Origin of the sequence: Paraburkholderia sp. BR13439 (genome assembly GCF_040948805.1) — a bacterium.
GTDB lineage: Bacteria > Pseudomonadota > Gammaproteobacteria > Burkholderiales > Burkholderiaceae > Paraburkholderia > Paraburkholderia youngii.
Genome location: NZ_JBFPKN010000020.1, coordinates 62,302 through 74,840, shown reverse-complemented (window position 1 = coordinate 74,840; position 12,539 = coordinate 62,302). Strand labels below are relative to the sequence as shown.

Annotated in this window: 9 protein-coding genes; 2 read left to right on the top strand and 7 right to left on the bottom strand. The window is 64.5% G+C overall.

Features of this window, described 5'->3' with window-relative positions:
- Positions 1-17: 17 nt before the first annotated feature.
- The 3 genes from AB3X96_RS31530 to AB3X96_RS31520 are packed head-to-tail and all read right to left on the bottom strand — an operon-like array spanning position 18 to position 1,139.
- Positions 18-731, bottom strand: a complete 714-nt coding sequence (locus AB3X96_RS31530; protein WP_176110124.1) for a hypothetical protein — start codon at positions 729-731, stop codon at positions 18-20.
- Positions 732-734: 3 nt separating this feature from the next.
- The gene (locus AB3X96_RS31525; RefSeq protein ID WP_368592740.1) at positions 735-932 is read right to left on the bottom strand and encodes a DUF6726 family protein; all 198 of its coding nucleotides are present in this window, start codon (positions 930-932) and stop codon (positions 735-737) included.
- A 15-nt stretch (positions 933-947) separates the two neighbouring features.
- Complete coding sequence (locus AB3X96_RS31520) at positions 948-1,139, bottom strand: hypothetical protein (RefSeq protein ID WP_368592739.1); 192 nt, start codon at positions 1,137-1,139, stop codon at positions 948-950.
- A gap of 390 nt (positions 1,140-1,529) precedes the next feature.
- Here AB3X96_RS31520 and AB3X96_RS31515 point away from each other — a divergent pair, with 390 nt between their 5' ends.
- Together AB3X96_RS31515 and AB3X96_RS31510 are read left to right on the top strand one after the other, a co-directional pair.
- Positions 1,530-2,270, top strand: coding sequence for a response regulator (locus AB3X96_RS31515; protein WP_176110122.1), 741 nt, complete (start codon positions 1,530-1,532; stop codon positions 2,268-2,270).
- The gene (locus tag AB3X96_RS31510) at positions 2,267-3,574 is read left to right on the top strand and encodes an ATP-binding protein (RefSeq protein WP_368592738.1); all 1,308 of its coding nucleotides are present in this window, start codon (positions 2,267-2,269) and stop codon (positions 3,572-3,574) included. The genes AB3X96_RS31515 and AB3X96_RS31510 overlap by 4 nt, the downstream gene beginning before the upstream one ends.
- 172 nt (positions 3,575-3,746) lie before the next feature.
- On the opposite strand, the gene AB3X96_RS31505 is transcribed toward AB3X96_RS31510, so the two are convergent.
- The 4 genes from AB3X96_RS31505 to AB3X96_RS31490 all read right to left on the bottom strand — a co-directional run bounded on the left by AB3X96_RS31505 (position 3,747) and on the right by AB3X96_RS31490 (position 12,395).
- Positions 3,747-4,622 (bottom strand): tyrosine-protein phosphatase, encoded by an 876-nt coding sequence (locus AB3X96_RS31505; protein ID WP_368592737.1) that lies wholly within the window; start codon positions 4,620-4,622, stop codon positions 3,747-3,749.
- A gap of 437 nt (positions 4,623-5,059) precedes the next feature.
- On the bottom strand, positions 5,060-6,529 hold the full coding sequence (locus AB3X96_RS31500; RefSeq protein WP_368592736.1) for a glutamate synthase subunit beta: 1,470 nt from the start codon (positions 6,527-6,529) through the stop codon (positions 5,060-5,062).
- 104 nt (positions 6,530-6,633) lie between these two features.
- Positions 6,634-11,337 (bottom strand): glutamate synthase-related protein, encoded by a 4,704-nt coding sequence (locus tag AB3X96_RS31495; protein WP_368592735.1) that lies wholly within the window; start codon positions 11,335-11,337, stop codon positions 6,634-6,636.
- A gap of 350 nt (positions 11,338-11,687) precedes the next feature.
- Complete coding sequence (locus tag AB3X96_RS31490; protein ID WP_013090727.1) at positions 11,688-12,395, bottom strand: transposase; 708 nt, start codon at positions 12,393-12,395, stop codon at positions 11,688-11,690.
- Positions 12,396-12,539: the final 144 nt, after the last annotated feature.

Below are 12,539 nucleotides of genomic sequence, written 5' to 3'. Positions count from 1 at the left end.
GGCTTGCCAGGCAATCATCAGCCCGCGTCGGCGCCGCTCGCCTGCCACTGCCGCACGACCGCTTTCATCCACGTATCCGAGCCCTTCAGCAGATACGTGAGCGTACCGTTGCGGCTGCCCGGCAGAAAGCACAGCGTGATCGAACTGACCGCGTTCTCCCATACGTACATCGGCATCGCGCCCGGCGCCGCCGCGTTGCGCGTCGCGAGACGCGGCGGCCCATAACGATCCTCGAGCGCGTCGCGCAGATCCTCCGCGGTCAGCTCGTCGATCACGAACGACATCTCGTAGAGACGCAATGCGCCTTGCCCGTCGATGCGCGTGAAGCGCATCACGTGTTCGAGCGCCGGCGCGCCATCGACCACCGCCTGCGAGACCGCCCAGCGCTGATCATCGCGATGCGCCCAGCGGCACGCGACGCTCAGGCTATCGTGCGATTTCAGCCGCATGCCGAGCGCACCTGCCTGCACGTCGGTCTCGCAGATCGGCACGCTGCCGACCGGCGTCGCGCGCACGGCCGAGCCCGCGCGGAATTCGTCGATCGTGATGCCGAGCGCGACGCCGCGAAACGAAAACGGCGCGTCCGGCGAGCGCCGCCGCGTGTCGGTGACGACGCTATTCGATGCCGCGCTGGCCGCCTTCGGACTGCGCGCGACAGGCTGCGCATGCGCGGCGCACGACAGCACACCGCCGAGCAGCATCAATGCACCAACCATCCTGGTGAGCATCATGATTCAATCGATCGCGGAAGCGCACATGTCGAAAGGCGTCGCCGCCGCATGGCCGACGACCGGCAGCACTTTCAGGGTCGCCGCCGTGACCCGGCATGGCAGCGCCGCGGCGCCGCAGCCGCCGAGCGGCAACAGCAACGCGCCGGCAACGAGCCACGCCACGACGCGACGCCGATGCTCAGTAATTCTGGATAACGGCACGCGGACCTCGCCGGTTCACGCGGTCGTGTTGACCAGATGGCCGATGAGCCCCGTCCCCGGCGCAGGCAGTGCAGGCTGCGCGAGCGCGCTGCTTTGCTGCGATTTCGCCGCTGCACCAGTGGGGCTGGAACTGGTGGACTTCTCCGTGGCTGGTGTCTTCGCCAGCGTGGAGAACGGCATGGAGCTGAGGGTGTTGTGGATCGTCATGATGGACCTCGCGAGGGCGCGCATTGCGCGCGGGTATCGGTTGAGCGCCGCGAGCCGTCATCCGAGGCAGCTGGCCTCGTTCGGCGTGCGGCGCGACTTGCTGCGGAACGAATCATCGCGCCGCGCAGGCGCCGACGATGGGCGAAGCAAAGCATGCTTTCGCGCAGTTGTTACGACCCGTTCCGTGGGCTTGCGAGGGCTTTCGAGTGCTTGCCAGGCGTTGTCATCGCGTGGCGGTCGTTGCGGAGAGCAGGATCAGGCAGTGCTAAAGTAGGCGCGGAACCTTCTGATCCGCCCCGGCGCAAGCCCGCCCGCGCCACGTGGCGCACAGTAAGCGTTGGTAAGGAAATGCGCGGTCGCGCGTCGGGCGCGCCAGTCTAGAATTTCGCCATGAATCCACAGGTCCTTATCGTCGACGACGATCCGGTCGTACGCGATCTACTTTGCAAGTTTCTGCAGTCGAACGGCTTCGATGCGTCCGTGCTGCATGACGGCACTCATTTGCAGCGTCGTCTCGAGCGCGAGCGGCCGTCAGTCGTAGTACTCGACATCATGATGCCGAACACCGACGGCCTGCGCGCGCTCACCGCGTTGCGCGCCGCCGGCGACGACATCCCCGTGATCTTCGTGACCGCGCGCGGCACGGTGGCCGATCGCATCGTCGGTCTGTCGCTCGGCGCGGACGACTATCTGACCAAGCCATTCGATCCGCGCGAACTGCTGGTGCGCATCCAGACCGTGCTGCGCCGGCGCGGGCCATCCACCACGAGCGCGCCGGAAGCACGCAAGCGCTATCGCTTCGGTCCGTTCGAACTGGACTTCGCGACGCGCTCGCTGACCCGCGACGACGCCAAGCTGCCGCTGCGCGACAGCGAATTCGCGCTGCTGAAGATCTTCGTCAACAATCCGTACAAGGTGCTGTCGCGCGTGCTGATTCACGATCTCGTGCATCGCGACAACCTCGCGTTCCGCGACCGCAGCCTCGACGTACCGATCTGGCGCCTGCGCCGCGTGATCGAGGACGACCCGTCGAACCCGTGCTATGTGCAAACGGTGCGCGGCAAGGGCTATGTGTTCGTGCCCGACGCCAATGGCACCCCCTTCGAGGACGGGGCCGCCCCGAGCGCATGAGAAATCCGCTGAACACGCTGTTCGGCAGAATGGCGTTGCTGTCGGCGGCGGTGCTGTTCGCGATTCAGGCGAGCTGGTTCGTGCTGGTGACGATGCAGCCGCCGCGCCATGAGATCGACGGCTTCGCGCGCGGCATTCTGCTGGTGCTGCAGGCGATCAACGGCGAGCCGATCAAGGGCACCGCGCTCGCGCCGGCGATGCGCGTGCATCTGGTACCCACCTGGAACATGCCGACCAGCGTGCATCTGCGCGAGCCGCACGAGCATATGCTGGTCGAGTTGAGCCGGCATCTGCGCGAGAACCTGCCGGCCGGCACGCAGATCGCCGTCGACGATCTGCGTCCGCCGCAACTGTGGGTGCTGTTTCCGGGCAAGTCGAACTGGGTCGTCGTGCCGGTCGATGTCCCGCCGCCGCCGCGCTTTCTGATCGAATCGGTCTCGATGCTGGCCGCCGGGTTGATCCTGTCGTTGTTCGCGGTTTGGCAGATGCAACGGCCGTTGCTGCGCGTCGCCGATGCGTCGCGCGCATTCGGCTCGGGCGGCCGGCCTGAACCCGTGCCGGTGCAGGGCCCGCGCGAACTGCGCGATCTGATCGGCTCGTTCAACGACATGATGCGGCGCCTGAACGAAGCCGGCGACGACCAGGCGGTGATGCTCGCCGGCGTCGCGCATGATCTGAAGGCGCCGCTCACGCGCCTGAAGCTGCGCGCGAGCGTGCTGGTCGACGAAAACGAGCGTGCCGGCCTGATCCGCGACGTCGATTCGCTGACCAACATCGTCCAGCAGTTCCTCGAATTCGCGGGCCAATCGGCGGACGCCGGACCGCCGGTCGAAGTCGACGAGTTCTTGCGCGAGCAGTTTTCCTCGGGCGATTACGCGGAGGCCGCTGAACCCGCCGAAGCGGCGGACCCCGCCGAAACCCAGCTTTTCGCACTCGACTTGCGCGCTGGCCCCTCGTTCACGCTGCCGCGCACGCTGCTCGACCGGCTCGTGACGAACCTCGTCGACAACGCGCTCGAACACGGCATGCCGCCGGTGGAAATCTCAACCACGTGCAACGACGGTCATTGGATCATCAGCGTGCGCGACCACGGCCCCGGCATTCCCGACGACCGCATCGCCGCGGCGATGAAGCCGTTCGTGCGGCTCGACGCCGCGCGCGGCGGCGAAGGCCATTGCGGGCTCGGTCTCGCGATCGTCGCGCGGCTCGCGCACCATCGCTGCGGACGCTGCCTCGTGCGCAATCATGCGCAGGGCGGGCTCGACGTTCGGATCGAACTGCCGGTGGACCCGGCGCTGACGTGAGGATGCTCGCAGGTAAGGGGACGCGGACCGGGGCACTTACCTGCCCTTACCGCATCGACTGTCGCGCGGGTCGCGGCCTTATAGTCGCCCCCGGCAACCTCGATGCCGCCCTTCTCCGTCCGCCCGCTCCTCTGGGGCGGACTTTTTTTCGCTATCGGACGGCCGAAGCGCGTCAATGCACGAGCCGATTGCGCAGCGCGTCGACCGTCGCGGTGGAAAGACCGAGGCCTTGCGTTAAATAGCTCGCCATCGTGCCGTAGCTCGCCTGGACCTGGTCGAAGCCCGCCTGCAGATAATTCTCGTCGACGTCGAACAACGGCGCTCTCGCCGCGGCGATGGCCGCGCCTTCCTGCGCGCGCAGCGCGGTGGTTTGGGCAGCGATCGATGGCGCGAGATAGACGTTGCTGAGCAGGTAGTCCTGCATGATCACGTCGAGCGGAACGTTGGCGATGCTGAGCAGCAGCGCCGCGACCCAGCCCGCGCGATCCTTGCCCGCGTTCGAATGGAATAGCTGCGCGCCCGTGCCGTTGGCGAGCGCGCCGAGCAACGCGCCATAGGCGGCTCGCTGCGGGCCGCCCGTCACATACGCGCGCGCCTGAGCCTGCATGAACGCGACGGCGTCGACGGGCGAATCGACCGGGGGCGTAACGAAGTCGTTCGTGCCGAGCACATTCAGCGCGGAGGATGTCGCGCCGCCCGGCAGCACATCGGCGGTGCGCGCGATTTCGGCGGGCGTGCGCAGGTCGTAGACCGACACGATGCCGAGCTTGTCGAGCGTCACCGTGTCCGTGCCGCTCAGCGTCAGCGCATTCGCGCGAAAGAACACGCCGCGCCGCATCTGCTTGCCGTCGACGGTCAGATAGCCGGCACCCGCGCCGCCGACATCGCGGAAATTGCTGACCGACACGAGTCGCGGCGTAGCCGGCTGCTCGGCTTCGAGACTGCCGCCGCACGCGGATAGCAGCGTGCTGCCGAAACCCGCGGCCAGCATCGCACCGGCCGAGCCCCTCAGAAAGCGTCGCCGCGCCGCCGACGTTTCGCCCAGCATGCCGCGCTCCACGGGCACGGTCGTGCTCGTAAGGGCGCGGAAAGGCGAACGGTTTTTCGCGGTGACGGGCATCGGAGGCGATGGGTTATAGGAGGATCGAGTGGGCAGCCGGGCTGCAGACGCAGTTTAACGTTGACCAATAAGTTTTGCGTTACATCGTAGTGGTTTGTAAGAAAAAAAGAGGGCCGGGTGCGCGCCAATAAATGCTGCGTGACGCTCGCGCGCTGTCGCAAATGAGGCGGACATAACGCACCGCGACGAGGCAAAAGAAAACCGGGCTCCCCCTTTCAGGCGAGCCCGGTTTCTTTCTTACTGCATCGCTTTACCGCTACAGGTGCCCTTCTTGGGGCACCTTGTCGTCTCCACGTCTTCCTGCAATTCGTGGCCGGCACGCGCGGTGGCCTGGAACTCCAGGCACGCACGCCGGCTGAAGGCGCTTAACGCGGCAGTTCCGTATGCCCCATCAGGAACGCATCGACCGAACGTGCGCACTGACGGCCTTCGCGGATCGCCCATACCACGAGCGACTGGCCGCGACGCATGTCGCCCGCCGTGAACACCTTGTTCACCGACGTGTAGTACGCCTTGTCGCCCTCGGTCGTGGCGCGCACATTGCCGCGCGCATCCTTGTCGACGCCGAATGCTTCGAGCACCGGCGAGACCGGCTGCGTAAAGCCCATCGCGAGCAGCACGAGGTCGGCCTTCATTTCGAATTCGGAGTTCGGCACTTCGACCATCTTGCCGTCCTTCCATTCGACGCGCGCGGCGATCAGCTTCTCGACCTTGCCGTTCTTACCTTCGAGGCGCTTGGTCGCAACCGCCCAATCGCGCTCGCAGCCTTCCTCGTGCGACGACGACGTGCGCAGCTTGATCGGCCAGTACGGCCACACGAGCGGCTTGTTCTCTTCTTCCGGCGGCTGCGGCAGGAGTTCGAACTGCGTGACGCTCTTCGCGCCATGACGGTTCGACGTACCCACGCAGTCCGAACCGGTATCGCCACCGCCGATCACGACGACGTGCTTGCCCTTCGCGATCAGCTGGTTCGGCACCTTGTCACCGGCGTTGACCTTGTTCTGCTGCGGCAGGAATTCCATCGCGTAGTACACGCCTTCGAGCTCGCGGCCCGGCACCGGCAGATCGCGCGGCGTTTCCGAACCACCGGCGATCACGACCGCGTCGAACTGCTCATTCAGCTCGGCCGGCGTGATGGTTTCCTTCGCGGTGTTGCCGATGTGCGCCGGCAACGAGTCCGGTTTGCCGATGAACACGTTGGTGCGGAATGTCACGCCTTCGGCTTCCATCTGGCGCATGCGGCGGTCGATCTGCCACTTCTCCAGCTTGAAGTCGGGGATGCCATAGCGCAGCAGGCCGCCGATCCTGTCGTTCTTCTCGAACACGGTCACGTCATGACCGGCGCGCGCGAGCTGCTGCGCGGCCGCGAGACCCGCGGGGCCCGAGCCGACCACGGCGACCTTCTTGCCGGTCTTGTGCTTCGGCGTTTGCGGCGCGACCCAGCCTTCGGCCCAGGCCTTGTCGATGATCGCGTGCTCGATCGACTTGATGCCGACCGGGTCGTCGTTGATGCCGAGCGTGCACGCCGCTTCGCACGGCGCCGGGCAGATGCGGCCCGTGAACTCGGGGAAGTTGTTGGTCGAATGCAGCACTTCGATCGCGTTCTTCCAGTCCTGACGGAACACCAGGTCGTTGAAGTCCGGGATGATGTTGTTGACCGGGCAGCCGTTGTTGCAGAACGGAATGCCGCAGTCCATGCAACGCGCGCCTTGAATCTTCGCTTCGTCGTTGGTCAGTGCCGCGACGAATTCCTTGTAGTGCTTCACACGCGTGAGCGGAGCCTCGTACGTCTCGTGGCGACGTTCGAACTCGAGAAAACCGGTTGCCTTGCCCATGTGGTTCTCTTCTCTATCTGTATCTAGGGGTAATCTGGACCCGCCGCGCGTCGATCGATCGGAACGCGGCGGGTACGTCTGAATGTGACTTCCGTGACGGCAGCTCAGGCGGCGAGCACTTCGCTGTTCGCCTTCTTCGCGGCGAGTTCGCCGAGCGCACGCTTGTATTCGGTCGGGAATACCTTCACGAACTGACGGCGTGCCGCGTCCCAGTTTTCGAGCAACGCCTTCGCGCGCGGGGAGCCCGTGAACTGGAAGTGACGCTCGATAAGGCCCTTGAGCAGCGCTTCGTCGGTTGTGTCGCGATGCCACACGCCCTTGTCGACCGTGCGCTCCTGTTCGGCCTGTTGCAGCACCGGGTCGAGCGACACCATCGACTTGTTGCACTTGCCCGCGAACGTACCATCCGGATCGAACACGTAGGCGATACCGCCCGACATGCCGGCCGCGAAGTTACGGCCCGTCTCGCCGAGCACGACCACCGTGCCGCCCGTCATGTATTCGCAGCCGTGATCGCCCGTGCCTTCGACGACCGCCGTCGCGCCCGAATTACGCACGCAGAAACGCTCGCCCGCGACGCCGCGGAAGAAGGCTTCACCTTCGATCGCGCCGTACATCACCGTGTTACCGCAGATGATGTTCTCTTCCGACTTGCCGCGGAAATCGTTGGTCGGACGGATGATGATGCGGCCGCCCGACAGGCCCTTACCCACGTAGTCGTTGCCGTCGCCGACCAGATCCAGCGTGATGCCCTTTGCGAGGAACGCGCCGAAGCTCTGGCCCGCGGTGCCTTTCAGCTGGATGTGGATCGCGTCGTCCGCGAGACCTTCGTGGCCATACTTCTTCGCGATCGTGCCCGACAGCATCGCGCCGACCGTGCGGTTCACGTTGCGCACCGGCTGGATGAACGACACGTGCTCGCCCTTCTCGATCGCGGCCTTCGCCTTCTCGATCAGCGTGTGGTCGAGTGCGCGGTCGAGGCCGTGATCCTGCACGTCGACGTGCTTGCGCGCGACTTCGGCCGGCACTTGCGGCTGATAGAACACGCGCGAGAAGTCGAGGCCCTTCGCCTTCCAGTGCTCGATGCCCTTCTTCGTGTCGAGCAGTTCCGCGCGGCCGATCAGGTCGTCGAACTTGCGGATACCGAGTTGCGCCATGATTTCGCGCGCTTCTTCCGCTACGAAGAAGAAGAAGTTCACGACGTGTTCCGGCTGGCCCTGGAACTTCGCACGCAGTACCGGATCTTGCGTCGCGACGCCGACCGGGCACGTGTTCAGATGGCACTTGCGCATCATGATGCAGCCTTCGACGACGAGCGGCGCCGTCGCGAAGCCGAATTCGTCCGCGCCGAGCAGCGCGCCGATCACGACGTCGCGGCCAGTCTTCATCTGACCGTCGGCCTGCACGCGGATACGGCCGCGCAGACGGTTCAGCACCAGCGTCTGCTGCGTTTCGGCGAGACCCAGTTCCCACGGCGTGCCCGCATGCTTGATCGACGACAGCGGCGACGCACCCGTGCCACCGTCATGACCGGCGATCACGACGTGATCGGCCTTCGCCTTCGCGACACCTGCTGCAACCGTACCGACGCCCGACTCCGACACGAGCTTCACCGAGATGCTCGACGACGCGTTGACGTTCTTCAGATCGTGAATCAGCTGTGCGAGGTCTTCGATCGAGTAGATGTCGTGGTGCGGCGGCGGCGAAATGAGGCCGACGCCCGGCACCGAGTAACGCAGCTTGCCGATGTAGTCCGACACCTTGTGGCCCGGCAGCTGACCGCCTTCGCCCGGCTTCGCACCCTGCGCCATCTTGATCTGGATCTGATCGGCCGACGCGAGGTACTCCGCCGTCACGCCAAAGCGGCCCGAGGCGACCTGCTTGATGCGCGAGCGCAGCGAATCGCCTTCCTTCAACGGAATGTCGACGATCACTTCGTCGCCGATCACGGACTTCATCGTGTCGCCGTTCTTGATCGGAATGCCGCGCAGTTCGTTGCGATAACGGTTCGCGTCTTCACCGCCTTCACCAGTGTTCGACTTGCCGCCGATGCGGTTCATCGCGACGGCGAGCGTAGCGTGCGCTTCGGTGCTGATCGAGCCCATCGACATTGCGCCGGTCGCGAAACGCTTGACGATTTCCTTCGCCGGTTCGACTTCGTCGAGGGGGATCGCCTTGGTCGGATCGAACTTGAACTCGAACAGGCCGCGGAAGGTCATGTGACGCTTGGTCTGATCGTTGATCAGATGCGCGTATTCCTTGTACGTCTGGTACGAGTTGCTGCGCGCCGAGTGCTGCAGCTTGGCGATCGCATCCGGCGTCCACATGTGTTCCTCGCCGCGCACGCGGTATGCGTACTCGCCGCCCGCGTCGAGCATGTTCGCGAGAACCGGGTTGTCGCCGAAGGCTTCGCGATGCAGACGGATCGCTTCTTCCGCGACGTCGAACAGACCAATGCCGCCGACCTTCGACGAGGTGCCGTGGAAGTACTTCGCCACCAGATCCGACGCAAGTCCGACCGCTTCGAAAATCTGCGCGCCGGTGTACGACATATAGGTCGAAATGCCCATCTTCGACATGACCTTCTGCAGGCCCTTGCCGACCGCCTTCGTGAAGTTGTAAACCGCCTTCTCCGCCGACAGGTCGCCCTTCAGGCCGGCCGCGAGCTGGCTCAGCGTTTCCATCGCGAGGTACGGGTGCACGGCTTCCGCGCCATAGCCCGCGAGCAGCGCGAAGTGGTGCGTTTCACGCGCCGAACCGGTTTCGACGACGAGACCCGTGCTCGTGCGCAGACCTTGCTGCACGAGGTGCGTGTGGATCGCGGCGGTGGCGAGCAGCGCCGGAATCGCGACGTTGTCGCGGTCGGTCTTGCGGTCCGACACGATCAGCATGTTGTAGCCGGACTTGACCGCATCGACCGCTTCCGCGCACAGCGACGCGAGACGCGCTTCGATGCCTTCCTTGCCCCAGGCGACCGGATAGCAGATGTTCAGTTCGTAGGAGCTGAACTTGCCGCCGGTGTACTGATCGATCGCGCGGATCTTCGCGATGTCCTTGAAGTCGAGCACCGGCTGCGACACTTCGAGACGCATCGGCGGGTTGATGTTGTTCGTGTCGAGCAGGTTCGGCTTCGGGCCGATGAACGACACGAGCGACATCACCATGTTTTCACGGATCGGGTCGATCGGCGGGTTCGTGACCTGCGCGAATAGCTGCTTGAAGTAGTGGTAGAGCGTCTTGTTCTTGTTGGACATGACCGCCAGCGGCGAGTCGTTGCCCATCGAACCGACGGCTTCCTCACCCGCTTGCGCCATCGGCGCCATCAGGAACTTCAGGTCTTCCTGCGTATAGCCGAACGCCTGCTGGCGATCCAGCAGCGCAGCAGCTTCGCGGCGCTCCGTCACGACGTCTTCGGCCTTCGCCTCGATCTCGTCGAGCTTGATGCGCACAGCGTCGATCCAGCTCTTGTACGGCTTGGCGTTGGCGAGGTTGTCCTTCAGTTCCTTGTCGTCGATGATGCGGCCGTGCTCCATGTCGATCAGGAACATCTTGCCCGGCTGCAGACGCCACTTCTTGACGATCTTCGATTCGGGAATAGGCAGCGTGCCGGCTTCCGACGCCATGATGACGAGGTCGTCGTCGGTGACGATGTAGCGCGCCGGACGCAGACCGTTACGGTCGAGCGTCGCGCCGATCTGGCGGCCGTCGGTGAACGCGATCGCGGCGGGGCCGTCCCACGGCTCCATCATCGCGGCGTGGTATTCGTAGAACGCCTTGCGGTTTTCGTCCATCAGCGTGTGCTGTTCCCAGGCTTCCGGGATCATCATCATCATCGCGTGGACGAGCGGATAGCCGGCCATCACCAGCAGTTCGAGACAGTTGTCGAACGATGCGGTGTCCGATTGGCCCGGATAGATCAGCGGCCAGAGCTTCGGCAGATCGTCGCCGAGCACGTGCGAGGCGATCGCGCCGGTGCGCGCGTTCAGCCAGTTGACGTTGCCCTTCACCGTGTTGATTTCGCCGTTGTGAGCGATCATGCGGTACGGGTGTGCCAGTTCCCACGCCGGGAACGTGTTGGTCGAGAAGCGCTGGTGCACAAGGGCGAGCGCCGACACGACACGCTCGTCCTGCAGGTCGCGGTAGTAGACGCCGACCTGACCCGCGAGCAGCAGACCCTTGTAGACGACGGTGCGCGCCGAGCACGAAGGCACGAAGTATTCCTTGCCGTGCTTGAGCTTCAGCGCCTGGATGCGGTGGCTCGCGGTCTTGCGGATGATGTACAGCTTCCGCTCGAGCGCGTCGGTCACCATGATGTCCTTGCCGCGACCGATGAAGATCTGGCGGATCAGCGGCTCGCTCGCCTTCACGGTCGGCGAGATCGGCATCGCGTGGTCGACCGGCACGTCGCGCCAGCCGAGCACGACCTGACCTTCGGCCTTCACCGTGCGCTCGAGCTCCTGCTCGCAGGCGATGCGCGACGCATGCTCCTTCGGCAGGAAGATCATGCCGACGCCGTATTCGCCAGCCGGCGGCAGCGTCACGCCCTGGCGGGCCATCTCTTCGCGATAGAAGCCGTCCGGAATCTGGATCAGGATGCCCGCGCCGTCGCCCATCAGCGGATCGGCGCCGACGGCGCCCCGGTGGTCGAGGTTCTCGAGAATCTTCAAGCCCTGCTGGATGATTTCGTGACTCTTGTGGCCCTTGATATGGGCGACGAAGCCGACGCCGCAAGCGTCGTGCTCGTTTTGCGGGTCGTACAGACCTTGGGCGGCGGGAACCGGGTGAATCGGTTGCTGGTGGTCGTTCATGGGGACACCGTCTGTGAGGAGGCCGGACAGGCCGTTAAACCATTGTTTTTTTGCCGCAGTGCGCTTCGCAACCACGACGGCGCTCTTCTCGCAGCCAGACTGCGCGGGACGAAAAGCGTCGGAAATCGGAATATACGCGACGAATCAAGGAAATAGCAAATAAAACATAGTAATCAGTCCCCGATTATCAAATTGGTGCGTTGCGGCTATTTTTTATTGGTTCCACATCAATTCCGCGCAAAAGAAAACGGCATACGAAATGCCGTCTTCACGCAGTCCTTTGATGCCAAACGCTTTATTCGAATTTAAAGCCGCTCTATCGGCGGTGCTGGGTAGCGGGTGTCGCCGCGTCACTGCGTATGCGGCGTCTCGCGCACCTTGCGTGGCCGGCCACGCGGTAGCGGGGACACACGTCGGTTCGCGGCGCGCGCCGCCCATTCGCGGTAAGTGTCGCTGCCGAGTACCCAACCCTTCAACGTGGCTTGCTGGAGCTGACTCGCTTCGCGCTCGTCGAGCGGCTGCTCGCACAGTTCGCGATAAGCACGCTGTCGCTCGAACGGCGTATTGCCGAGAGACCAGTAGAGAGGGTGATCCGTGATCAGGCTGTCGAGGGTAAGGCCGATGTGATGCCGATAGCTCGACCAACGATAATCCTCCGCCGCGTTGACCAGCTGCAAGCGCACCGGACACATCTCGACCACCCTGCTCGCCAGCAGGAAGTAGCGCTCGCCTTCGATCACCGTGGCGCGGTAACGGCCCTCCCACAAGGTGCCGCGACGGGCATAGCGCCGGTTGAAGTGCGCGACGTAGCGCCGCCCGACAGCCTGCATCGCCTTGGGCAGACTCGACTCCTCGGTGGGCGTGACGAGCAGTTGCACGGCGCCCGGCATCAAGGCATAAGCGTGGATGGAAAGGTGATGGTCCCGGGAAGCCGCCTTCAGACAGTCGATGAAAAGCTCGTAGTCCTGGTCGTCGACGAAGGCGGGCTGCTGATCGAGCCCGCGGAGGATGACGTGCTGCGGCTGGTCGGGGACATAAAGACGTGCAAGCCGTGCCATGCTGGAGTGTCCAATAGTCGCGTTGGTATATACCCGAAGGTCCGAAGATCCGCATGCGCGTAAGGTTCGGCGCCATGCGGCCAAGCCAGAAACCATACGGTGCTTAGGGAGAAAACTCTAACCGCCGCGTATGGTTTGTTTCAA

Coding starts and splice junctions, on each gene's coding strand:
- AB3X96_RS31530 (WP_176110124.1), bottom strand. CDS start 731: ATGATGCTCACCAGGATGGTTGGTGCATTGATGCTGCTCGGCGGTGTG.
- AB3X96_RS31520 (WP_368592739.1), bottom strand. CDS start 1,139: ATGACGATCCACAACACCCTCAGCTCCATGCCGTTCTCCACGCTGGCG.
- AB3X96_RS31515 (WP_176110122.1), top strand. CDS start 1,530: ATGAATCCACAGGTCCTTATCGTCGACGACGATCCGGTCGTACGCGAT.
- AB3X96_RS31510 (WP_368592738.1), top strand. CDS start 2,267: ATGAGAAATCCGCTGAACACGCTGTTCGGCAGAATGGCGTTGCTGTCG.
- AB3X96_RS31505 (WP_368592737.1), bottom strand. CDS start 4,622: ATGCTGGGCGAAACGTCGGCGGCGCGGCGACGCTTTCTGAGGGGCTCG.
- AB3X96_RS31500 (WP_368592736.1), bottom strand. CDS start 6,529: ATGGGCAAGGCAACCGGTTTTCTCGAGTTCGAACGTCGCCACGAGACG.
- AB3X96_RS31495 (WP_368592735.1), bottom strand. CDS start 11,337: ATGAACGACCACCAGCAACCGATTCACCCGGTTCCCGCCGCCCAAGGT.
- AB3X96_RS31490 (WP_013090727.1), bottom strand. CDS start 12,395: ATGGCACGGCTTGCACGTCTTTATGTCCCCGACCAGCCGCAGCACGTC.